The sequence below is a fragment of the Mesorhizobium sp. B1-1-1 genome (assembly GCF_006442955.1).
In the GTDB taxonomy this organism is placed as follows: domain Bacteria; phylum Pseudomonadota; class Alphaproteobacteria; order Rhizobiales; family Rhizobiaceae; genus Mesorhizobium.
The window spans coordinates 126,764-146,666 of sequence record NZ_VFWW01000001.1; the positions used below are offsets into that span (position 1 = coordinate 126,764).

Annotated in this window: 23 protein-coding genes; 13 read left to right on the plus strand and 10 right to left on the minus strand. The window is 62.9% G+C overall.

The window, feature by feature from the left end; all coding sequences use genetic code 11:
* Positions 1 to 19 precede the first annotated feature (19 nt).
* Entirely contained in the window at positions 20 to 292 is a 273-nt protein-coding gene (locus tag FJ986_RS00610) for a DUF3303 family protein (RefSeq protein ID WP_140517813.1), read from the plus strand.
* An 18-nt stretch (positions 293 to 310) separates the two neighbouring features.
* Here the strand turns inward: FJ986_RS00610 and FJ986_RS00615 are convergent, their stop codons facing one another.
* A complete protein-coding gene (locus FJ986_RS00615; RefSeq protein ID WP_140673127.1) occupies positions 311 to 1,228 on the minus strand; it encodes a LysR substrate-binding domain-containing protein in 918 nt (305 codons plus the stop codon).
* Positions 1,229 to 1,343: 115 nt separating this feature from the next.
* Between FJ986_RS00615 and FJ986_RS00620 the strand changes: the two genes are divergently transcribed.
* Positions 1,344 to 2,234: a fatty acid desaturase family protein gene (locus tag FJ986_RS00620; RefSeq protein ID WP_140673129.1), complete on the plus strand. Its 891-nt coding sequence runs from the start codon at positions 1,344 to 1,346 to the stop codon at positions 2,232 to 2,234.
* 9 nt (positions 2,235 to 2,243) lie between these two features.
* Here FJ986_RS00620 and FJ986_RS00625 read toward each other — a convergent pair whose 3' ends face one another.
* The 3 genes from FJ986_RS00625 to FJ986_RS00635 form a co-directional block, all read right to left on the minus strand.
* Complete coding sequence (locus tag FJ986_RS00625; protein WP_140673131.1) at positions 2,244 to 4,382, minus strand: EAL domain-containing protein; 2,139 nt, start codon at positions 4,380 to 4,382, stop codon at positions 2,244 to 2,246.
* 65 nt (positions 4,383 to 4,447) lie between these two features.
* Positions 4,448 to 5,080 carry an HD family hydrolase gene (locus FJ986_RS00630; protein WP_140673133.1) on the minus strand — a complete coding sequence of 211 codons (633 nt, stop codon included), beginning with the start codon at positions 5,078 to 5,080 and terminating at the stop codon, positions 4,448 to 4,450.
* Positions 5,080 to 5,937 carry a folate-binding protein YgfZ gene (locus tag FJ986_RS00635; protein ID WP_140673135.1) on the minus strand — a complete coding sequence of 286 codons (858 nt, stop codon included), beginning with the start codon at positions 5,935 to 5,937 and terminating at the stop codon, positions 5,080 to 5,082. The genes FJ986_RS00630 and FJ986_RS00635 overlap by 1 nt, the downstream gene beginning before the upstream one ends.
* A gap of 82 nt (positions 5,938 to 6,019) precedes the next feature.
* Between FJ986_RS00635 and FJ986_RS00640 the strand changes: the two genes are divergently transcribed.
* Positions 6,020 to 7,351, plus strand: a complete 1,332-nt coding sequence (locus tag FJ986_RS00640; RefSeq protein WP_140673137.1) for a dihydroorotase — start codon at positions 6,020 to 6,022, stop codon at positions 7,349 to 7,351.
* Between the two features lie 51 nt (positions 7,352 to 7,402).
* Entirely contained in the window at positions 7,403 to 7,630 is a 228-nt protein-coding gene (locus FJ986_RS00645; protein ID WP_140673139.1) for a hypothetical protein, read from the plus strand.
* Positions 7,631 to 7,734: 104 nt separating this feature from the next.
* Here FJ986_RS00645 and FJ986_RS00650 read toward each other — a convergent pair whose 3' ends face one another.
* From FJ986_RS00650 to FJ986_RS00665, 4 genes are all read right to left on the minus strand, one after another.
* The gene (locus tag FJ986_RS00650; protein WP_181181838.1) at positions 7,735 to 8,529 is read right to left on the minus strand and encodes a hypothetical protein; all 795 of its coding nucleotides are present in this window, start codon (positions 8,527 to 8,529) and stop codon (positions 7,735 to 7,737) included.
* Between the two features lie 69 nt (positions 8,530 to 8,598).
* Entirely contained in the window at positions 8,599 to 8,856 is a 258-nt protein-coding gene (locus FJ986_RS00655) for a hypothetical protein (protein ID WP_008874920.1), read from the minus strand.
* A 387-nt stretch (positions 8,857 to 9,243) separates the two neighbouring features.
* A complete protein-coding gene (locus tag FJ986_RS00660; RefSeq protein WP_140494550.1) occupies positions 9,244 to 9,618 on the minus strand; it encodes a TIGR02301 family protein in 375 nt (124 codons plus the stop codon).
* 62 nt (positions 9,619 to 9,680) lie between these two features.
* On the minus strand, positions 9,681 to 10,115 hold the full coding sequence (locus tag FJ986_RS00665) for an NUDIX domain-containing protein (protein WP_140494548.1): 435 nt from the start codon (positions 10,113 to 10,115) through the stop codon (positions 9,681 to 9,683).
* A gap of 123 nt (positions 10,116 to 10,238) precedes the next feature.
* Here FJ986_RS00665 and FJ986_RS00670 point away from each other — a divergent pair, with 123 nt between their 5' ends.
* Entirely contained in the window at positions 10,239 to 11,015 is a 777-nt protein-coding gene (locus tag FJ986_RS00670) for an SOS response-associated peptidase (RefSeq protein WP_140673141.1), read from the plus strand.
* 65 nt (positions 11,016 to 11,080) lie between these two features.
* On the opposite strand, the gene FJ986_RS00675 is transcribed toward FJ986_RS00670, so the two are convergent.
* A complete protein-coding gene (locus FJ986_RS00675) occupies positions 11,081 to 11,236 on the minus strand; it encodes a hypothetical protein (protein WP_140494544.1) in 156 nt (51 codons plus the stop codon).
* Positions 11,237 to 11,652: 416 nt separating this feature from the next.
* On the opposite strand from FJ986_RS00675, the gene cysS reads away from it, so the two are divergent.
* From cysS to rarD, 8 genes are all read left to right on the plus strand, one after another.
* Entirely contained in the window at positions 11,653 to 13,101 is a 1,449-nt protein-coding gene (gene cysS / locus FJ986_RS00680) for a cysteine--tRNA ligase (protein ID WP_140673143.1), read from the plus strand.
* A gap of 268 nt (positions 13,102 to 13,369) precedes the next feature.
* A complete protein-coding gene (locus FJ986_RS00690; RefSeq protein ID WP_246674178.1) occupies positions 13,370 to 13,714 on the plus strand; it encodes an endonuclease domain-containing protein in 345 nt (114 codons plus the stop codon).
* Complete coding sequence (locus FJ986_RS00695) at positions 13,711 to 14,097, plus strand: VOC family protein (protein ID WP_140673145.1); 387 nt, start codon at positions 13,711 to 13,713, stop codon at positions 14,095 to 14,097. The genes FJ986_RS00690 and FJ986_RS00695 overlap by 4 nt, the downstream gene beginning before the upstream one ends.
* A gap of 6 nt (positions 14,098 to 14,103) precedes the next feature.
* Positions 14,104 to 14,595, plus strand: coding sequence for a GFA family protein (locus FJ986_RS00700; protein ID WP_140494536.1), 492 nt, complete (start codon positions 14,104 to 14,106; stop codon positions 14,593 to 14,595).
* Positions 14,592 to 15,068 carry a GFA family protein gene (locus tag FJ986_RS00705; RefSeq protein WP_140494534.1) on the plus strand — a complete coding sequence of 159 codons (477 nt, stop codon included), beginning with the start codon at positions 14,592 to 14,594 and terminating at the stop codon, positions 15,066 to 15,068. Before FJ986_RS00700 ends, FJ986_RS00705 begins: the two co-directional genes overlap by 4 nt.
* Positions 15,065 to 16,024, plus strand: coding sequence for a prolyl aminopeptidase (gene pip, locus FJ986_RS00710; RefSeq protein WP_140517824.1), 960 nt, complete (start codon positions 15,065 to 15,067; stop codon positions 16,022 to 16,024). The genes FJ986_RS00705 and pip overlap by 4 nt, the downstream gene beginning before the upstream one ends.
* Positions 16,025 to 16,211: 187 nt before the next feature.
* Positions 16,212 to 17,828: a citramalate synthase gene (gene cimA / locus FJ986_RS00715; protein WP_140494530.1), complete on the plus strand. Its 1,617-nt coding sequence runs from the start codon at positions 16,212 to 16,214 to the stop codon at positions 17,826 to 17,828.
* An 83-nt stretch (positions 17,829 to 17,911) separates the two neighbouring features.
* Positions 17,912 to 18,838 (plus strand): EamA family transporter RarD, encoded by a 927-nt coding sequence (gene rarD / locus FJ986_RS00720; protein WP_140494526.1) that lies wholly within the window; start codon positions 17,912 to 17,914, stop codon positions 18,836 to 18,838.
* On the opposite strand, the gene FJ986_RS00725 is transcribed toward rarD, so the two are convergent.
* Positions 18,816 to 19,814: a transporter gene (locus tag FJ986_RS00725; RefSeq protein ID WP_140555777.1), complete on the minus strand. Its 999-nt coding sequence runs from the start codon at positions 19,812 to 19,814 to the stop codon at positions 18,816 to 18,818. The two genes, rarD and FJ986_RS00725, sit on opposite strands and share 23 nt — an antisense overlap.
* Between the last annotated feature and the right edge of the window lie 89 nt (positions 19,815 to 19,903).

Consider the following 19,903-nt stretch of genomic DNA (forward strand, 5'->3'; position numbering starts at 1 on the left):
CATCCAATCGGGGGCAGAGATGCTGTTTTTGGTGACCGAGGATTTTCGCGGCTGCGACCGCAAGGAGATCTACCGCCGCTTCCGCGATTACGGTCGCCTGAAGCCCGAGGAGCTTCTGGTGCACCATAGCTGGATCGCGGCGGACATGAGCCGCTGTTTCCTGCTGGTGGAGACCGACGACGTCACGCTGCTGCAGCGCTGGGTGATCGAGTGGGCGGATCTGGTGGAGTTCGAGATCGTGCCCGTGGCGGCGAACAAGGACATGGTCGAGGCATTGAGCGGGCACCTCTGACCATCGCCGCTTGCTGGCTCAGCGGAGCGCCGGCGAGTTCACCACGCGCTGGCATTCATCGACCAGCCAGTCACGGAACGCCGCCACGACGTCCCTTCTTGCGCTCCGCTGCGGAATTGTCAGGCAATAGGGCTGGCGCAGCGCAATCGCCTTGGCGACAGGCCGGACCAGCCGGCCGTCCTCCACGGCCTCGGCGCAATAGATCCCTTGCGCCAGCGCCACGCCCAGTCCCGAAATGGCGAGGTCGAGCGCCGCGCGCGAGGAGTTTGCCGACAGGCCGCGCTGAATGCCGCGCCCAGGCGCTATGCCGGCCGCCTCGAACCAACTGCGCCATGAGGGAAAGGATGCGCCGGTCGGTCCCCAGTCGGTGTGGATCAGGGGCAGCCCGGCGAGCGGACCGCCATCCGCCTCCAGCACGCTGGCGAGCTTTGGCGCGCAGACGGGATAGACCGCGTCCTGGACAATGTCCTCGATCGGGTGCTCACGATAGTGCGGACCGTAGGAGAGCCTGACGTCGATCAGGTCGCGGTCGAACGACACCGGGTCGTCATCGCCCCTGAGAGATATGTCGACGGCACCGTGGATGGCGATGAAGCCGGCAAGGCGCTCGGAAAGCCAGCCCATGGCCATGGACGGCGGGACCGAGACGACGAGCCGCGGGCGGAACGCATCGCCTGCAAGCTGGCGCGAGACGCTGCCGATTTCCTGGAAGGCCATGGTCAATCGAGGCAGCATCTCGACGCCAGCCTCGCTCAGGACGACACGCCGGTTGGCGCGGTGGAAGAGCTTGCGGCCAACTTGCTCCTCGACGATGCGGATGAGCTGGCTGACTGCGGCGGCCGAGACCGAAAGCTCTTCCGCCGCCGCGGCGAAGCTGCCGGTGCGCGCAGCCGCCTCGAAGGCCTGAAGACCTCGCAACGATGGCAGTGCAACCATGGCGGTGACCAAAAAGATAAGTTCAGCTTATCTATATTGCAGAAATCCTCGTTGTTAAAAAGGTTTCTTGCTGGGGTATGCTGACCGAATGAATTCAATCGGCCGAAATGCCCCTATGGATCATCGTGACGTGATCGCCTCGCTGACGAACGAGGAGCGCAGTCGGCTGACCGGCAAGTCGGATGGGCCTGGCCTTGTTCAGCTCGCGTTCCACCTCGGCGCGATCATGCTCCTCGGATGGTTGATCGCCGCCAAGGTGCCGTTTTGGCCGCTGCTGATGCTGCCGCAAGGCATACTGATCGTGTTCCTATTCACGCTGCTGCATGAGACGGTGCATCGCACGGCTTTCGAAAGGCAATGGCTGAACGACGCAGTCGCGCGCGTCTGCAGCCTCGCGATCGCGCTGCCGGCCGACTGGTTCCGCTATTTCCATTTCGCCCATCACCGTTTCACCCAGGATCCCGAACGCGATCCGGAGCTGGATTTCCCGAAGCCGGAAACCTGGCGGCAGTATCTGGTCCACGTTTCCGGACTTCCAGTGTGGTTGGGGCATCTGAAGACGCTCCAGGCCAATGCCATGGGACGTTGCCAGGACAACCACGTGCCCCCAAAGGGGCGTCCAAAGGTGCGCGCCGAGGCGCGCGCGATGATTGCCTTCTACGCCGTCGTGCTGATGCTCGCGCTGTGGTTCAAGGCAACGGTGCTGCTCCATGTCTGGATCTTTCCCGCGCTGCTCGGCCAGCCGTTCCTGCGGCTCTACCTGTTGGCCGAGCATGGCCGCTGCCCCTTCGTCGCCAACATGCTAGAGAACACCAGGACGACGCTGACCAACTGGGCTGTGCGCAAGCTTGCCTGGAACATGCCCTTCCATGCCGAGCATCACGCCTATCCGGGCGTGCCCTTCCACCGGTTGCCGGAGTTTCACGCGCTGATCGAGCGGCATCTGAAGGTTGTCGAGCCGGGTTATGTCAGCTTCCACGAAAAATACATCGAGACGCTGCGCTGATTTATGGCGTCAGCCGGTCTGGCTGCGCACCGCGCTCGATTTCAACAGGTGCTGAATCTCCGCCGCCTTTGACGGCACGCCGATCAGATAGCCTTGCGCCTCAACGCAGCCGTTTCGGCGCAGCATGTCGAGCTGTGCTTCGGTTTCCACGCCTTCGGCGGTGACGGTGATGCCCAGTTCGGCGCCCAGCCCGATGATCGTGCGCACGATCGCTGCGGTGTCGAGATTGCCGATGTCGGAGATGAAGGAACGATCGATCTTGATCTTGTCGACGGGAAAGCGCCTGAGATAGCCGAGTGAGGAATAGCCGGTGCCAAAGTCGTCGAGCGCGATGCGGATGCCGAGTTCACGCAACTGTCGCAGCGTCTTCAGGACGGCTTTGCTCTCGTCCATCAGCACGGTTTCGGTGATCTCCAGTTCCAGTCGTCTGGCCGGCACGCCCGAAAAGGCCAGGGCAGAGATGACGCTGCGAGCAAAGCCGCCGCTTTTGAGCTGCACGGCGGAGACATTGACCGCAATGCGCAGGCCAGGTGGCCAGGCTGCCGCCGTCGCACAGGCCTTTCGCAGCGCCCATTCGCCAAGCGGCACGATCAGCCCGGTTTCCTCGGCGACCGGAATGAATTCGTCCGGCGCCACAGTGCCGCGCGACGGCGAATGCCAGCGCATCAGGGCCTCGGCGCCGACAATCTCGCCCGAAGCTATGGCCATGATCGGTTGGAAATCGAGATCGAATTCCCGGCTCGGCAGCGCCGTATCGAGATCGGCTTCGAGCGCCCGGCGCGCGCGCACCGTGGCATCCATGCCGGGCTCGAAGAAACGGTACAGGTTGCGCCCTTCGCTTTTTGCCCGGTAGAGCGCCATGTCGGCGTTTGTCAGCAATGTATCGGCGTCCCTGCCATCGCCGGGAGAAAGCGCGATGCCAACGCTGACGCCAACATGCATGTCCCGGCTCTTGTCATGAAATGGTTTGGCGATGGCCTCGACAATGCGTTTCGCCAGTTTTTCCGCGCTCGCCAGGCCCTCGACGTTGAATTGGACGATCACGAACTCGTCGCCGCCAAAACGGGCGACGATATCTGCGTCGTTGTCCACGCAGCGCAGCAGTCTTGCGGCCACGCCTTTCAGCAGCCGGTCGCCAGCCGGATGTCCCAGCGTATCGTTGACGACCTTGAAGCGGTCGAGGTCGAGCGAGAAGATTGCCAGCGGTCCCGCGGCCGCATCCTCCAGTGCCCGGTCGAGCCGGTCGCGAAACACCGAGCGATTGGGCAACCCGGTCAGCACGTCGTGATGCGCAAGATGGGTCATGCGCTCCTCGGCAAGCCTGCTCTCGGTCACGTCATCGAAAGTGGCGACCCAGCCGCCGCCGCTCATCGGCCGGCGGGCAACCATCAGCGTTCGTCCGTCGGCGAGCCGGCGGGGGGTCGACCGCGTCTGGCCGGCCAGCACGCGAGCCTCGGTCCTCGAAACTTCGTCCTCGACATCTATGGGCGCATAGACCCCAAGGCGCACCAGCCGTTCGAGGAGTTCGCGGTGAGTCATGCCGAGCGGCAGATCCACCTCGGTCACACCATAAAGCTCCAGGATGCGCTGATTGCGTACGATCAGCCTGCCGCCGGCGTCATACATCAGCAGGCCCTGCGACATGTTCTCGAGCGCCGCGTCGAAGCGGCGATGCTGTTCCTTGAGATCCTGTTCGGCGCGCCGCTGCTCGGTGATGTCTTCGTAGATCGAAACCCAGCCGCCCGATGCCAATGGCCGGTGCGAGATGCTGATGATGCGTCCATCAGAGAGCGCCTCCTCATAGGTCGAGGGTTTCGCTCCATCGATATAGGGCTTGCGGATGGCGTAAAGTTCTTCGGCGCTTTGCGAGGCGATGCCGACATCGACGCTGTGCCGCAGGATGTCGATGAAACGGATCCCCGGCTGCGCCACGTTGGCGTCGAGGCAGAAGATGTTGATATAGTTGCCGTTGCAGATGATCATACGCTCGTCGGCGTCGAACATGCAAAGACCATGCGACATGTTCTCGACGGCGGCCGAAAAGCGTTCGTTTTGTTCGCGCAGTTCGTCTTCCATATCACGACGATCCACGCCTTCGGCCCCCTGTTCAGGGACGGTCGAACCATCCTTGTCGTCAACGACGGGCATGAGGCGTGCCTGCGGCTCGTGATCGAACACCGCACTGTCGGCTGTTCCGGTTAATTTAGCGTTTTCTATCCTACCGCCGTAGCAACCTTGCGCCGCGACTTCTCGATCGCGAAAAAACGCTTCAGGAAGGCATTCTGTGCCCAGGTTACCGAGCGCGGCGTGAAATCGAAGCGCTCGGCACTGAAGCCGCGTGGACGACCGAAGAACTCGGTCGCCTCCGCGGTCGAAAAGCCGGCGAGCAGCGTTGCCTCGAAATAGGCGGCGATCTGGTCCGCGCGCTTGATCTCCTTGCGCAGGCCGGCGCCTGGTTCCGGCGGTAGCGAGAAGCGCAGATGGATGGCGCGCTGCAAGCGCAGTTCACAGTCCTTGTAGCTGCCGCCCATCACCGATTTGAACGGCGAGATCATGTCGCCGATGACATATTCGGGCGCATCGTGCAGCAATGCCATAAGCCGGGCGTCCGCCGGCGCATCGGGCATCAGGTCGCAAAACAGCGCTTCCACCAGCAGCGAATGCTGGGCGACCGAGAAGGCGTGCTCGCCGCGGGTTTGGCCGTTCCAGCGCGCGACGCGGGCGAGCCCGTGGGCGATGTCCGAAATCTCGATATCGAGGGGTGAGGGGTCGAGCAAGTCGAGCCGGCGGCCGGACAGCATGCGCTGCCAGGCGCGTGGCGGCGCACCGATGCGGTCGGCCGCCATCAGGCCTCCTCCGTGCCGGCGGCTTCCTGGGGAAAGCTGAATTTGGCGAAAGGTGGAATGGCCACCGTAACCGGCACGTCTCCGGCCAGGATCGGCTGGCCGGCGTCGAGCGCTGTCTTGACCCTGTCGATACGGGCGATGCCGAGGCCGATCGTGCCGGCATTCGAGCCGAGAGTGCCCACCGATCGCCCGTCGACGGTCAATTCGGCGCCGGCCTCAGGCAAGGCCCGTTCGGCCCTGACGATCAGCACCCGCCGCCTTGCCGTGCCACGATGCTGCATGCGCGAGACGACCTCCTGGCCGACATAGCAGCCTTTCCTGAAGCCGACGCCACCGGTCTCGTCGAGCAGCACGTCATGCGGGAAGGCGTCGCCGAGCTGGTAGTCGGTGCCGCTCTCGGCAATGCCATGCGCGATGCGCAAGGCCTGCCATGCGGCACCGTCGTCAGTCTCTTGAGCGCTGCCATAGGAGCGGGTGACGCTTTCATCGCGAAAGCGCCGGTCGGCCAGCACGGTTGAATCCTTTGAGGGAGCTGACTCATTTCCCCAGGCAATGGAGACAAGCGTCTGTTCGGATTTGGCAATCTCGACCTTGGCGCGCAACTTGTACAGCATCAGCCGGCGTACGAAATCGTCAGCGATGTCGGCGCGGCATTCGAGGCGGAACGCGTTTTCGCCGGCCCGTGAGATCAGGAAGTCAAACAGGATCTTGCCTTGCGGTGTCAAAAGCGCGCCCGGTTTTGCCTCGCCGGCGCCGAGCGCGTCGAGATCGGTGGTCAGGATGTTCTGCAGGAAGTGTTCGGCATCCGGACCGGAGACGGAGATCAGCGCGCGGTCTTTCAGCAGGGCAAAGGGCATGGGGCGGATAAAAGCCTGATCTTGCAAAACAGATGGCCATTACGTAAGCCGCTGACACTTCCCCTGCAAGAGATCGATCAGCATGGCCAACACCTACGACCTCATCCTGACAGGCGGCATGGTGGTCAACCATGACGGCGAGGGGCAACGCGATGTCGGCGTGAAGAATGGGCGCATCGCCGCCATCGGCGATCTGCGCCAGGCCTCGGCCGGCGAGACGATCGACTGCCGGGGCCTGCATATCCTTCCGGGCGTCGTCGACAGCCAGGTGCATTTCCGCGAGCCGGGACTGGAGCACAAGGAGGATCTGGAGACTGGATCTCGGGCGGCGGTGCTCGGTGGCGTCACCGCCGTGTTCGAAATGCCCAACACCAATCCATTGACCACCAGCGAAGAAACGCTTGCCGACAAGGTCCGACGCGGCACCGGCCGTATGCACTGCGACTTCGCCTTCTGGGTCGGCGGCACCCGCGACAACGCCAACGATGTCGCCGAGCTCGAGCGCCTGCCGGGCGCGGCCGGGATAAAGGTTTTCATGGGCTCGTCCACCGGCGACCTGCTGGTCGAGGACGATGAAGGCGTCGCGTCGATCCTCAGGAACACCCGCCGCCGCGCCGCTTTCCATTCGGAAGACGAGTTCCGGCTGCGCGAACGCCTTGGCGAGCGCATCGAGGGCGATCCTTCATCGCATCCGGTCTGGCGCGACGAGATCGCCGCCCTGCGCTGCACCGAGCGGCTGGTGCGCGTCGCGCGGGCCGCCCGTGCCCGCATCCACGTCCTGCACGTCTCCACGGCCGAGGAGATATTGTTCCTCGAACAGCACAAGGATGTCGCCACCTGCGAGGCGACACCGCACCATTTGACACTGTCGGCGGACGACTACAAACGGCTCGGCACGCTGATCCAGATGAACCCGCCCGTCCGTGCCCCGCGCCATCGCGACGGCGTCTGGCACGGCATCGCGCAAGGCATTGTCGACGTACTCGGTTCCGACCATGCCCCGCACACATTGGCCGAAAAAGCAAAACCATATCCGGCATCGCCCTCGGGCATGACCGGGGTGCAGACGCTGGTGCCGATCATGCTCGACCACGTCAACGCCGGCAGGCTGACCTTGCAGCGCTTCGTCGATCTTTCAAGCCACGGCCCGCAGCGCATCTTCGGCATGGCCAGGAAAGGCCGTATCGCCGCCGGCTATGATGCCGATTTCACAATTGTCGACATGAAGCGGCGCGAGACCATCACCAATGCACAAGCCGGCTCGAAGGCCGGCTGGACGCCTTATGACGGCAAGGAAGTCACCGGCTGGCCGGTCGGCACTGTCATTCGAGGCCAGCGCATCATGTGGGAGGGCGAGATCGCGACGCCGGGCCAGGGCAGGGCAGTGGAGTTCTCCGAAGCGCCGTCCGCGTAGCTATTTCACATCATTGGATTTCTTAGGCACGATCCACTAAATTGAGTGGTTATGCGCACAGATATCACGCCAATGATTGTTCCCGCTGAGTTTCCGGAGCTCCAGGCACTCGTCTGGAGCCGCGATGTAACGCGCCCAATTCCTGCCGAGGAAGCTTTCGCCATCTACGAGCGCAACTGGCGGTTTGTCGATCAAGAGCGCCTTACAACATCTGAAAGGCTGCTTATCCAGAACTTGGCGGAAAAATTCGGCCAGGGCATTCTTTTGACCACTGGCTGAAGTTTCGTTTCCTTCCTGATTTCTCCGCAACTGGAATATTAACGGGCCCGATGCAGCCATTCGACGAGGCGATCCGCACGAATAGGCACTCGCGTGTCCGAGTTTCAGTCGCCGGCGACGAAAAACGTCCATTGCCCAGCGGGCGTGATGCCGACGCGGTAGAAGATGTAGGCGCCGAACTGCTTCATGTCGTCGAAGTCACTCGCGGTGACGATCTTGAACAGCTCGACCCGTTGCCTGGCGTCGAGCTTGTCCAGGGGTAGAGCGAAGAAATACGGCCAGACATAGAGCTCTTGTGGCGTCCCGGCATCGACATGGACATAGCCGGCATTGAGCACCTCCTCCAGTATGGCAAGAATCTCCTGGCCATCCTGGTCGCCGGAGAGCCCCTTGAGGAAGGTAATGGCATCGCCATCTATGTCGGTCAGTGACAATTGGGTCATGCCGTCGCCCTTGCCGATCAAAGGCCTCAGTCTTTCGACGTCGCCGCTCTCGCAGGCTTCGATGATCAGGTCATGCATGCGCCGCACCGGTTCAGGCAGCTTGCCGAGGTCGTAGACGACCTCCGGCGTGGGCGCGTCGGGATCGACGCGCGGCCTGTTGGTGGCACCGTCGCCGTTCGGCGGGGTGACCGGCTCGGCCTTGTCCGGAGCGGTTGGCTGGCTGGTCGAAGATGGCGTTCCGACCGGATCGGGTATCGGCACGGTGCTTCCCGGCGACGACACGTCGTCGTCCACCATCGGTTGGATCGGCGACGGGAATTCTTCGCGCTTGATCTCGCTCAGCGCATAAGCGGGGCTGCTTGCCAGACACGCAACCAAGGGAATTGCGGCACTGCACGCGGCGAAACAGATGCAAAGGACCAAGCCGCGCGGCTTGCCTGACATCGAAAAATCCACTGCCCGTTTCTCCCTGCTTCCGGGCATGATGCCCGAGCGGCATTTGCCGTCAAAGAACCGGACGTCGGTTCAGTGCCGCAGCCGTTCGGGTTCGAAGGCGCCAGCAATCACCTTTTCACGCATGCGGTCGAGCAGGGCAAGGGCCGATGTCTCGCCGTTGGCGCGCAGCATTTCGCCGAACGCGGTTTCAAGCGCCGCTTCGGCGATGATCTCGGGTTCTATGCCTGCCGAAAGACCTTCGGCCCAGGCCTCGCTGTGGCTCTCCACCGCGGTCAGGCGCTTTTCTTCCCTGACCAGCGCGTCGATGTCGTTGACACCATGTTCCATAAGCGATGTCCACCCTTGCAAGCAGCGATCCGTCGATGGATCAGGCTTGATCTGTTCCGTTTACACGCAGCCGCAAATAAGTCTTTGTAAATACGACATTTTTTTGATCGTTCTTTACAGGAGGCCGGTTGCGCTTGCGAAGCTGCATTCAATCCTGGTCAAACTTAGCCGATTAGGCGTGCCTGCGGGGTGAAAACCTTCAGTTTGAGTTAATTCCACATCCGCGCGCTAACGTTTCATTAACGCTGTTGCATAAGCGCAACAAAAGGATTGCACCATGACAGTTCTCGACACAAGCTGGATATGCCCGCAGTCGCCGCCAATGGACCGGATATCTGTTGATGAAGGCCGGATGCGCTCTTGCGAGGGCACTTTGGGCGATATGCGCTAGTTGCCGTAGCGCGAGGCGATGTCGCGCGACAGGGTCTCGCCTTCCTTCATGTAGCGGCCGATGGCTTCGGTCGCCGACGCGGTGCATTGCGTGTAGGTGCCGCCGAATGAGCGGTAGCCGCGATTGAAGCTGGCGATGAAGCGGGCGCGCCGTTGCGGATCCGGGTTCTCCGATTCGAGCAGCTTCTGCATCTCGCCGCGCCACTGGTCGCCCTTTTCGCCGCACAGATTGCGCAGGAAATGCAGCGACCCCAGAACCTCCGCCAGCCGCATCAGCCCCGGTTCGAAGGGTGCCTCGGCGCTGAACGCCGGTCGTGCCGCCACAGGGCTGACGGCAAGGCATGTCGCGAGAAGGAGAGGAAGGCAACGCATAAGTCAATCTGGCCAAACAATTTGCCGCCTGCAAGGCGATTGTGCCGGGCGAATTCCGGATTTCAGGGTCGCTCAGGGGTTTGCGACGGCCGTCCGAGCAGTTCCTCGGCGACCGCGAGCACCGAACCGGCAAGCGGCAGATCAGCCATTTCGGCCAGCGTGTAGAAGGCGGCGGTCTCGGCGTCGTCGCTGGCCACGGCCTCGCCCCCGGCATGGGCCGCACCGAATACCGTCAGCAGGTAATCGACCGGATGCCCGTCGAGCGTGCCGTCGATGAGGATTTCGCGCAGCCGTCGGTAGTTTTCGGCCTGCAATTGCGTCTCCTCCAGCAATTCGCGCCGTGCCGCCTGTTCCAGCGTCTCACCGGCTTCGACCTTGCCGCCCGGGAATGCATAGAACCCTTGCGAGGGTTGTCGCGCCCGCTTGACCAGAAGCACGGCGTCGCCGCGCACAACGGCGACCGAGACCGCGGGAATGACTTTTCGCACTTCGTCCATGGATATCCGATCGCCCTGATTTACGGCAGCCTGTTGTGGACCGGCCGACGCCGGACAGCTTTAACGGTTGCAGTGCAGCTGTTCCATCGCCACTTTCGAAACCGGACATCAGGACCAATAGACATGTGCGGACGTTTTGCCTTGACCGCGACACCGGACCAGACAGCCGCTTTCCTCGGGCTGGCGGAGGTGGAGCAGTTTCCTACGCGCTACAATATAGCGCCGACGCAGCCGGTGCTGATGGCGATCTCAGGCCCGCCGCGGGCGCCGGGTTCCAACCTGCCGGACCGCCGGCCGATGCTGGTGCGCTGGGGCCTGATCCCCGCCTGGGTAAAGGAGGTCGGCGAATTTCCGCTGCTGTTCAACGCACGCTCCGAAGGCGTGATCGAAAAGGCCTCGTTCAAAGCCGCCATGCGCCATCGCCGGGCGCTGGTGCCGGCATCAGGTTTTTACGAATGGCGCCAGGCGCGGCCCGGAGAGGCGGGCGGCAGGAAGGGGCAGCCTTACTGGATCAGGCCGCGGCATGGCGGGTTGGTCGCCTTTGCCGGGCTGGTTGAAACCTATGCGGAACCGGGCGGCTCGGAGTTGGACACCGGCGCCATTCTAACGGTCGAGGCCAATGCCGACATCGCGCATATCCATGACCGCATGCCCGTGGTGATCGCACCTGAAGACTTCACCCGCTGGCTCGATTGCCGCGGACTTGAGCCGCGCGACGTCGCCGACCTGTTGCGGCCGGCGCAACGCGACTTCTTCGAAGCGATTCCGGTCTCCGACCTCGTCAACAAGGTCGCCAACACCGGGCCGGAGATTCAGGAGAAGGGGGAGATCGGGCCCGAGCCCGAGAAGGTCAAGCGCCGGAAACCCGGCGCGGACGACAGTCAGATGACGCTGTTTTAGCAGGAACTCTGTTCGAGGTGCGGTTTGGCGCCTCGTTCCGACCCTTGGGCCGATCGCGCACTGCTTCAGGCAGCGCGGGGCGATACGATTTTCTGCACCGGCTTTTTCTTCTTCGCGGTGTGGAGTAGGGCGGCGACGATCGCGGCCGGGCCGATTGCGCGATAATGGTTTGCCAGCGCTGGTTGCTTGGCGCGGTTGGCTTCCTGCTTGCTTCGAGGCATGTGTCTCTTCCCAGATAACGTTTCCGTGTCTGCGTTTGGCGGCCGAATCCGACCAAATCGTGACGCAGGTTGATCTAGCCGGCGTATGTTTCATGACTGTGCCGACATGTTTAATAAAATGTTTCAGTGGCTGATTCCGTGTGATCGGGCGACGCATTTGCCAGTTCTGGCGTCGTTTTTCTCGGGATAAGCGACTTGACGGCAACACTGGCCAAGGCGATAAAGCCGCCTATGAAAACGTCTTTCGCCATTTGTGGCATTTGCATTATTGGCTAGCTTCGCGCTGGTCCGGACGTTTTCGCCTCATCTTCCCCTAGATTGGACAAACGCCCCGGCCAGCAGGCTGGAGTCCGTTTTGCGCCTCGGCGCGGAGCTGGCTTCATCCAGGCAAAAGTTCTGAACCGGAAAGGCATGGAATGTCTGACGCACCGAAGGGCCTGCGCCTCTACAACACGCTGACGCGCGCGAAGCAGGATTTCGTCCCGATCGACGCGCTGAACGTGCGCATGTATGTCTGCGGTCCGACCGTCTACGACTTCGCCCATATCGGCAATGCCAGGCCCGTAATCGTCTTCGACGTGCTGTTCCGGCTGCTGCGCCATCTCTATGGCGAGACGCACGTCACCTATGTGCGCAACATCACGGATGTCGACGACAAGATCAATGCACGCGCACTGCGCGATTTCGGCAGCGAGATATCAGCCGGCAGACTGTCGCTTAACGAGGCGATAAGGCGGGTGACGGAGAAGACCGCGGGCCAATTCCACAAGGACGTCGCGACGCTCGGCTGCCTGGAGCCAACAGTCGAGCCGCGCGCCACCGAGTTCGTCGAGCCCCGTGCCGACGGCAAGGCAGACATGATCACCTTGATTCAAAGCCTGATCAAACGCGGCCATGCCTATGTTGCCGCAGGCGAAGTGCTGTTCGACACCGCTTCGATGCCCGACTACGGCCAGTTGTCGAAGCGAAATCTCGACGAGCAGCAGGCCGGTGCTCGCGTTGCAGTCGACGCGCACAAGAAGAATCCTGGCGACTTCGTGCTGTGGAAGTTGTCGTCCCCGGAGGAGCCGGGCTGGCAGAGCCCATGGGGCAGGGGCCGGCCGGGCTGGCACATCGAATGCTCGGCCATGTCCGCCGCCTATCTGGGCGAGGTCTTCGATATTCATGGCGGCGGTCTCGACCTGATCTTCCCGCACCACGAGAACGAGATCGCCCAGTCACGCTGCGCGCACGGCACCGATGTGATGGCCAACATCTGGATGCACAACGGCTTCCTGCAGGTCGAAGGGCAGAAGATGTCGAAGAGCCTCGGCAATTTTTACTCGATCAACGAGCTGCTGGAGACCGAAACGTTCGGCGGCCGCAAATGGCCCGGCGAGGTGCTCAGGCTGGCTATGCTGATGACCCATTATCGCGAACCGATCGACTTTTCCGTGCGCAAGCTCGAGGAAGCGGAGAACACGCTGCGCAAGTGGAAACGCGCGGCCGATCTGGCGCCGGCGGTCGGGCAATTGCCGGCCGAGGTCGTGCAGGCGTTGTCGGATGATCTCGCCACCTACGCCGCCTTCCAGGTTTTGACCCAGTTGGCCGGCGAGGCGGTCGACTTCGGCGGCGATGGCGAAAACGCCGCAGCGGCCTCGCTGAAGGGTGCGCTTGCCTTCCTGGGTTTCGATGTGGGGGCGGCCAAGGTCGACGAAGCCGCGGTCGCCAAGGCGATCGCCAGGCGCCTGGAATTGATCGCCGCCAAGAACTGGGCCGAAGCCGACCGCATCCGCGACGAGTTGTTGGCGCAAGGCGTACAACTGAAGGACGGCAAGGACCCGGTCACCGGCGAACGTGTGACGACGTGGGAGGTGAAGCGGTGAGGGCGACTGTTCTTGTGGCGGGAATGGAGAGGTTGGCGCGAAGCACCCCCCTCTGTCCTGCCGGACATCTCCCCCTCAAGGGGGGAGATTGGATATCACCGAGGCTTTCGCCAATCGCTGACGTTGGAGGTTGGGCACCGTCAGCGAAACTGCCGATCTCCCCCCTTGAGGGGGAGATGTCCGGCAGGACAGAGGGGGGCGCCTCGCCGTGATCCATTATCGTGTGTCTCCTGTCAATCGAGGCAATGCGCGCAAGATGCGCAAGGCTATGACCGACGCCGAACTGAAGCTTTGGAATGAGATACGCGCACACCGACTCATGGGGCTGGCGTTTCGACGTCAAATGCCAATAGCGGGCTACATCGTCGATTTTGCTTGCCCTAACAGGAAGCTGATCGTTGAGCTGGATGGTTCTCAGCACGCCTCTCATGAGGTCTCGGCGTCTGACACCGCGCGAACAGCCAAGCTCACAGCGCTCGGCTGGACCACCCTGCGCTTCTGGAACGATGACGTGATCCGCGATATCGACAATGTCTGTCAGCATATCGTGATTGCGGCCGGCCTGGCTGGCGCGGAAGTGCCGGAACCAGCAACGGAGGAGTTCGTTTCATGATCGACCATCTCGGCATCGACGTTGCCGATTTCGAGGCTTCGAAGGCTTTCTATGACAAGGCGATGGCGCCGCTTGGCGCCTCGCTGCTCCATATGGTGCCGCTGGAATACACCGGCGGCGCCAAGGTCGGTGGCTACGGCCGCGATCGGCCGGTGTTCTGGCTGCAGGAAGGCAAGGAGGGGCAAAAGGCCCACCAGCACGTTGCCTTCACCGCGCGCAGCCGCGCCGAGGTTGATGCTTTCCATGCTGCCGCTCTCGCCGCCGGCGGCAAGGACAATGGCGGGCCGGGCCTGCGCCCGCACTATCATGCGGACTACTATGGCGCCTTCGTCTTCGATCCCGACGGCAACAATGTCGAGGCCGTCTGCCATGATGCGGAGTGACCTGCCATGAGCCTCGACAACCGGCCGATCTACACCGGCGGCTGCCAGTGCGGCGCCGTGCGCTTTCGCGTCGAGGGCGCACTCGGCGATGCCTCGGTCTGCCATTGCCGCATGTGCCAGAAGGCGAGCGGCAATTTCTACCTTCCGCTGGTCTCGGTGCGCGGCGCCAAGGTGGACTGGACGCGCGGCGAGCCCAAGCGCTTCCGCTCGTCGAACGCTGCCTGGCGTGGGTTCTGCGCCGAATGCGGAACGCCGCTGACTTTCGAGGCGCCGGACGGCATGGCGCTGGCGATTGCCGCCTTCGACGCTCCGGCTGATATCGCGCCGACCATCCAATGGGGCACCGAGGCAAAGCTGCCTTACGTCGATTCCATTCCAGAATTGCCGGGCGAGGATACGATGGCGGATATGGGTTCGGCCCCCTATCTGGCAGAGCTTGTCTCCTACCAGCATCCCGACCACGACACCGAGCAATGGCCGCCGGAGAAAACATCATGAGCGAGACCATTCGAACCGGCGGCTGCCAGTGCGGCGCCGTGCGCTTCCGCATCAAAGGCAAGCTTGGACGCCCGTCCATCTGCCACTGTCGCATGTGCCAGAAACAGTTCGGTTCCTTTTTCGGCGCCCTGGTGACAGCGCCGAAGGACGGCGTCGAATGGACCCGTGAGGAGCCGAGCTATTTCCAGTCCTCGGTCAACATCGATCGCGGTTTCTGCGCCCGCTGCGGCACGCCGCTGACCTACCGCCAGCCCGGCGGCTTCGAGATCGCCATCGGCGCCTTCGACGATCGCTCCGACCTGGCGCCGCAGATCCAGGTCAATTACGCCGGGCGGCTGCCTTGGGTGGAGACGATCTTCGACCAGCCCGTCCACCAGGATCCAGACTATTACGCTAGGCAGGAGGAGATCATCTCCTTCCAGCATCCCGACCATGAAACGACGGACTGGCCGTCCAAAGGTTTGCAACTATGAGCTCTGAACTGCGCACGCTTTATCCCGAGATCGAAGCTTTCGAGAGCGGTATGCTCGACGTCGGCGACGGCCACCAGGTCTATTGGGAACGCTCCGGCACCAAAGGCGCCAAGCCGGCGGTATTCCTGCATGGCGGGCCGGGCGGCACCATCTCGCCAAAGCATCGGCGGCTGTTCGATCCCGATCTCTACGACGTCATCCTGTTCGACCAGCGCGGTTGCGGCAAGTCGACGCCGAATGCCTCGCTGGAGGCCAACACCACGTGGCACCTGGTCGCCGATATCGAGCGCTTGCGCGAAATGGCCGGCTTCGACAAATGGCTGGTCTTCGGCGGTTCCTGGGGTTCGACGCTGGCGCTCGCCTACGCCGAGACGCACCCGCAACGCGTCAGTGAGCTCGTCGTGCGGGGCATATATACGCTGACCCGCCCCGAACTCGAATGGTACTATCAGTTCGGCGTCTCCGAGATGTTTCCCGACAAGTGGGAGCGCTTCCTGGCGCCGATCCCCGAGGCCGAGCGCGGCGACATGATGGCCGCCTATCGCAAGCGGCTGGTGGGGTCCGACAGAAACGCGCAGATCGAGGCGGCCCGCGCCTGGAGCCTGTGGGAAGGCGAGACGATCACGCTTTTGCCCGAGCCGGAGACCAGCGGACCGTTTGGTGAGGACGACTACGCCGTCGCCTTCGCCCGCATAGAGAACCACTACTTCGTCCATGCCGGTTGGCTGGAGGAGGGACAGTTGCTGCGCGATGCCTGGAAGTTGAAGGACATTCCCGGCACCATCGTCCACGGCCGCTACGACATGCCGTGCCCGGCACGCTACGCCTGGGCGCTGCACAAGGCCTGGCCGAAGGCGGATTTTCACCTGATCGAGGGTGCCGGCCATGCCTATTCCGAGCCAGGTATATTGGACCGGCTGATCCGGGCGACGGATGGGTTTGTGGGGAAAAACTGATGTCGGCGCTCACCCCCCTCTGGCCTGCCGGCCATCTCCCCCTCAAGGGGGGAGATTGGCCATCACCTGGGGTTTCGCAAATTTTCAGCGCCGCAGGTGATGGCGGGACATTCGAACTGCCGATCTCCCCCCTTGAGGGGGAGATGTCCGGTAGGACAGAGGGGGGCGTTCAAGCGCCCACAGGACGATGAAAAAGCAACGCCTCTACCTCTTCGACACAACACTTCGCGATGGCCAGCAGACGCCCGGTATCGACTTCTCGGTCGAGGACAAGATCGCCATCGCCAAGCTGCTCGACGAATTCGGCCTCGACTATGTCGAGGGCGGTTACCCCGGCGCCAACCCGACCGACACGGCCTTCTTTAGGGAGAAGCGCACCGCGCAGGCAAAGTTCGTCGCCTTCGGCATGACCAAGCGGGCGGGGGTGTCGGCTTCCAACGATCCTGGGCTTGCCGCACTCGTCCAGTCGCGGTCGGACGCCATCTGCTTTGTCGCCAAGAGCTGGGACTATCATGTCCGTGTGGCGCTCGGCTGCACCAATGAGGAGAATCTGGAGTCCATCAAGGCCTCGGTGGAAGCCGCCATTGCCGCGGGGAAGGAGGCGATGGTCGATTGCGAGCATTTCTTCGACGGGTTCAAGGCCAATTCGGATTATGCGCTGGCGTGCGCCAAGACCGCTTATGATGCCGGCGCGCGCTGGGTGGTGCTGTGCGACACCAATGGCGGCACGCAGCCCTCGGAACTACGCGCAACCGTCGAAAGGGTCGTCGCCGCGGGCATTCCCGGCGACCATCTCGGCATCCATGCCCATGATGACACCGGCCAGGCGGTGGCGAATTCGCTGGCCGCGGTCGAAGCGGGCGTGCGCCAGATCCAGGGCACGCTGAACGGCATTGGCGAACGCTGCGGCAACGCCAATCTGATCTCCATCGTGCCGACGCTGGCGTTGAAGCCGGCCTTCGCCGACCGTTTCGAGACGGGGATTTCCGCCGAGGCGCTTACCGGCATTTCGCGCTTGTCGCGCGCCTTCGACGAACTCTTGAACCGCGCTCCGGAGGCGCAGGCGCCCTATGTCGGCGCTTCCGCCTTCGCCACCAAGGCCGGCATCCACGCTTCGGCGCTCGCCAAGGAACCTGCGACCTACGAGCATGTGCCGCCGGAAGCGGTTGGCAACCGCCGCCGCGTCATGGTTTCCGACCAGGGCGGCAAGGCCAATTTCCTGGCCGAGCTGAAGCGGCGCGGCATCGATGTGCCGAAGGACGATCACCGGCTCGACGCATTGATATCGGTGGTCAAGGAGCGTGAGGCCTCCGGCTATGCCTATGAGGGCGCCGACGCCTCCTTCGAGCTTCTGGCACGCAAGATGCTGCACGGTTTGCCCGAGTTCTTCCATGTCACCTCGTTCCGCTGCATGATCGAACGCCGCTTCGATGCCAATGGCCAGTTGAAGACGGTGTCGGAAGCGGTGGTCAAGGTGCTGGTCGAGGGCGAGGAGAAGATGTCGGTGGCCGAGGGGCACGGCCCCGTCAATGCGCTCGACATCGCGCTGCGCAAGGATCTCGGCAAATACCAGGGCGAAATCGCCGATCTGGAACTCGCCGACTTCAAGGTGCGTATCCTCAATGGCGGCACCGAGGCGATCACTCGCGTTCTGATCGAATCGCATGATGCGACCGGTGCCCGCTGGTGGACGGTCGGCGTTTCCGAAAACATCATCGACGCCTCGTTCCAGGCGCTGATGGATTCCATCATCTACAAGCTGATGAAGAACCGGGACATGGCGGGTCTGGTGGCGGCGGAGTAAGTTTGAACCATCAGCGAAAGTCCATTGATCCATCAGAACTTTGCGATGGTCTTGCCAAGGTTACTGGGCCATAGCGTTGGGCCATGGCCGCTGAAGCAATTACCCAGGACGCAGTTTCAAAAGCCCGCCGCGGCTTCCTGCTGGCGCTGGGTGCCTATTTCTTGTGGGGTTTGCTGCCTTTCTACATGAAAGCGGTTGCGCACCTGCCGCTTGCCGAGGTGATTGCCCACCGCATCGTCTGGTCGGTGCCGATCGCCGCCGCGGTTCTGGTCTGGGCCGGCCGCACGGCGGATTTCAAGGCGGCAATCCGTTCGCCCCGCACGATCGCCATGGCGGCGCTGACGGCGGCGCTGATCTCGGTCAATTGGGGCGTCTACGTCTGGGCGATCGCCGTCGACCGCACCGTAGAAACCGCCCTTGGCTATTACATCAATCCCCTGGTCAGCGTCGTGGTCGGCGCCCTGCTGCTCGGCGAGCGGCTCGATCGGCTGCAGATCGCGGCCGTGGTGCTTGCGGCGATCGCGGTCGCCGTGCTGACGATCGAGGCTGGCAAGTTGCCATGGGTATCGCTGGCGCTGGCCTTTTCCTTCGCCGCCTACGGTTTTTTCCGCAAGACGCTGCCGATCGGCCCCAGCCAGGGTTTTCTGCTCGAAGTGCTTCTGTTGTCGGTGCCGGCCTTGGGTTATATCGCCTGGCTGATCGCCACCGGACAGGACCATTTCGTTTCCGGCAACGGCGTCGATGCGGCGTTGCTGGCCGGTTGCGGGCCGGTGACCGCGGTGCCGCTGCTGCTGTTCGCATTCGGCGCCAGGCTTTTGCGTCTCTCCACCATAGGTATCATGCAATATATTGCGCCGACCATTGTGTTCCTGATCGCCGTGCTGATCTTCAAAGAGCCGTTCGACACCACCCAGGCTGTCGCCTTTGCCCTGATCTGGGCGGCGCTGGCCATGTATTCCTGGTCGATGCTGGCGACGGCGCGCCGGGCTACATCTGCCCGAGCCGCCTGACGAAGAGATAGGTCGCTCCGGCGATCAGCATCGAAACCGCAGTCACCACCCAGAAGCCTATCGGCGTGTTGACCAGCGGCAAGCCGCCGACATTCATGCCGAACAGGCCCGAGATGATCGTCATTGGCAACAGCACCGCGGTCATCACCGACAGCACGTAGAGCAGCCGGTTCGACTGCGTCGTCAGCTTGGCCATCAGCTCGTCCTGCAACAGCCTGGCGCGCGCCTGCAACTGCTCGCCATCATAGTGCAGCGTCTGCGCGCGGTGCGAAAGCCGTGCTGCCATGTCGTTGATCGAATCGGGCAGGTCGTTGCGGTGCGAATGGTCGAGATGGCGAAACAGATTGGTCAGGGTCGCCATCTGCCGGTGAATCACCACCAGGTGCCGGCGCGCATCGACGAGCGCCTGCCGCTCATTGTGCCATGCGTCGCAGACGATGCGGTCCTCGATGCCGTCGAGACTGTCGCCAAGTGCAGCGAGTTCCACCGCCATGCCGTCGAACGACTGGCCCACGACCGCCTCGATCAGCTCGGCCGGCGAGCGAAACTTGCGCGAGCCGTTCTCGATCGCCTTGCGGATATTGTCGACCGACTGCAAGGGCTGCTTGCGGGCGCCGACCAGCATGGTGTCGTTGAGGGCGAAACGGAAATGGCCAAGCCCGCCGGCTTCCGCCGAATAGTCGTGACGCAGGTCCGGCAGGTCGCCGTAGAGCCAGTCATCCTCGAGGTCGATGTGGCAGCCATGGCTGGCGGACAGGAAGGCCTCGCGCACTGGCGCCGGCAGGGCCTGTTCGGCGGCGATCTCGTGGCGTGCGCGCATGTCGGAAAGCTGGTAGCTGCGCCACGTCCATTGCGCGCCGGCGGCATCCTTGGTGCGCAGGCCGTCGGCGGTGAAATGATAGATGAAGAACAGCCCATGCTCGTCTGGCAGGTAGGGCGACAGGTCGGTGCCTTCCGGGGCGAGAGCAGTATCCATGGTGTAGTGCCGGATGCATATTTCGAGCATCGCACCGCTTGGCGGCGCGTGATTGCAACATCTAGCATGGGCGGCGGGGTTTCGTGTGA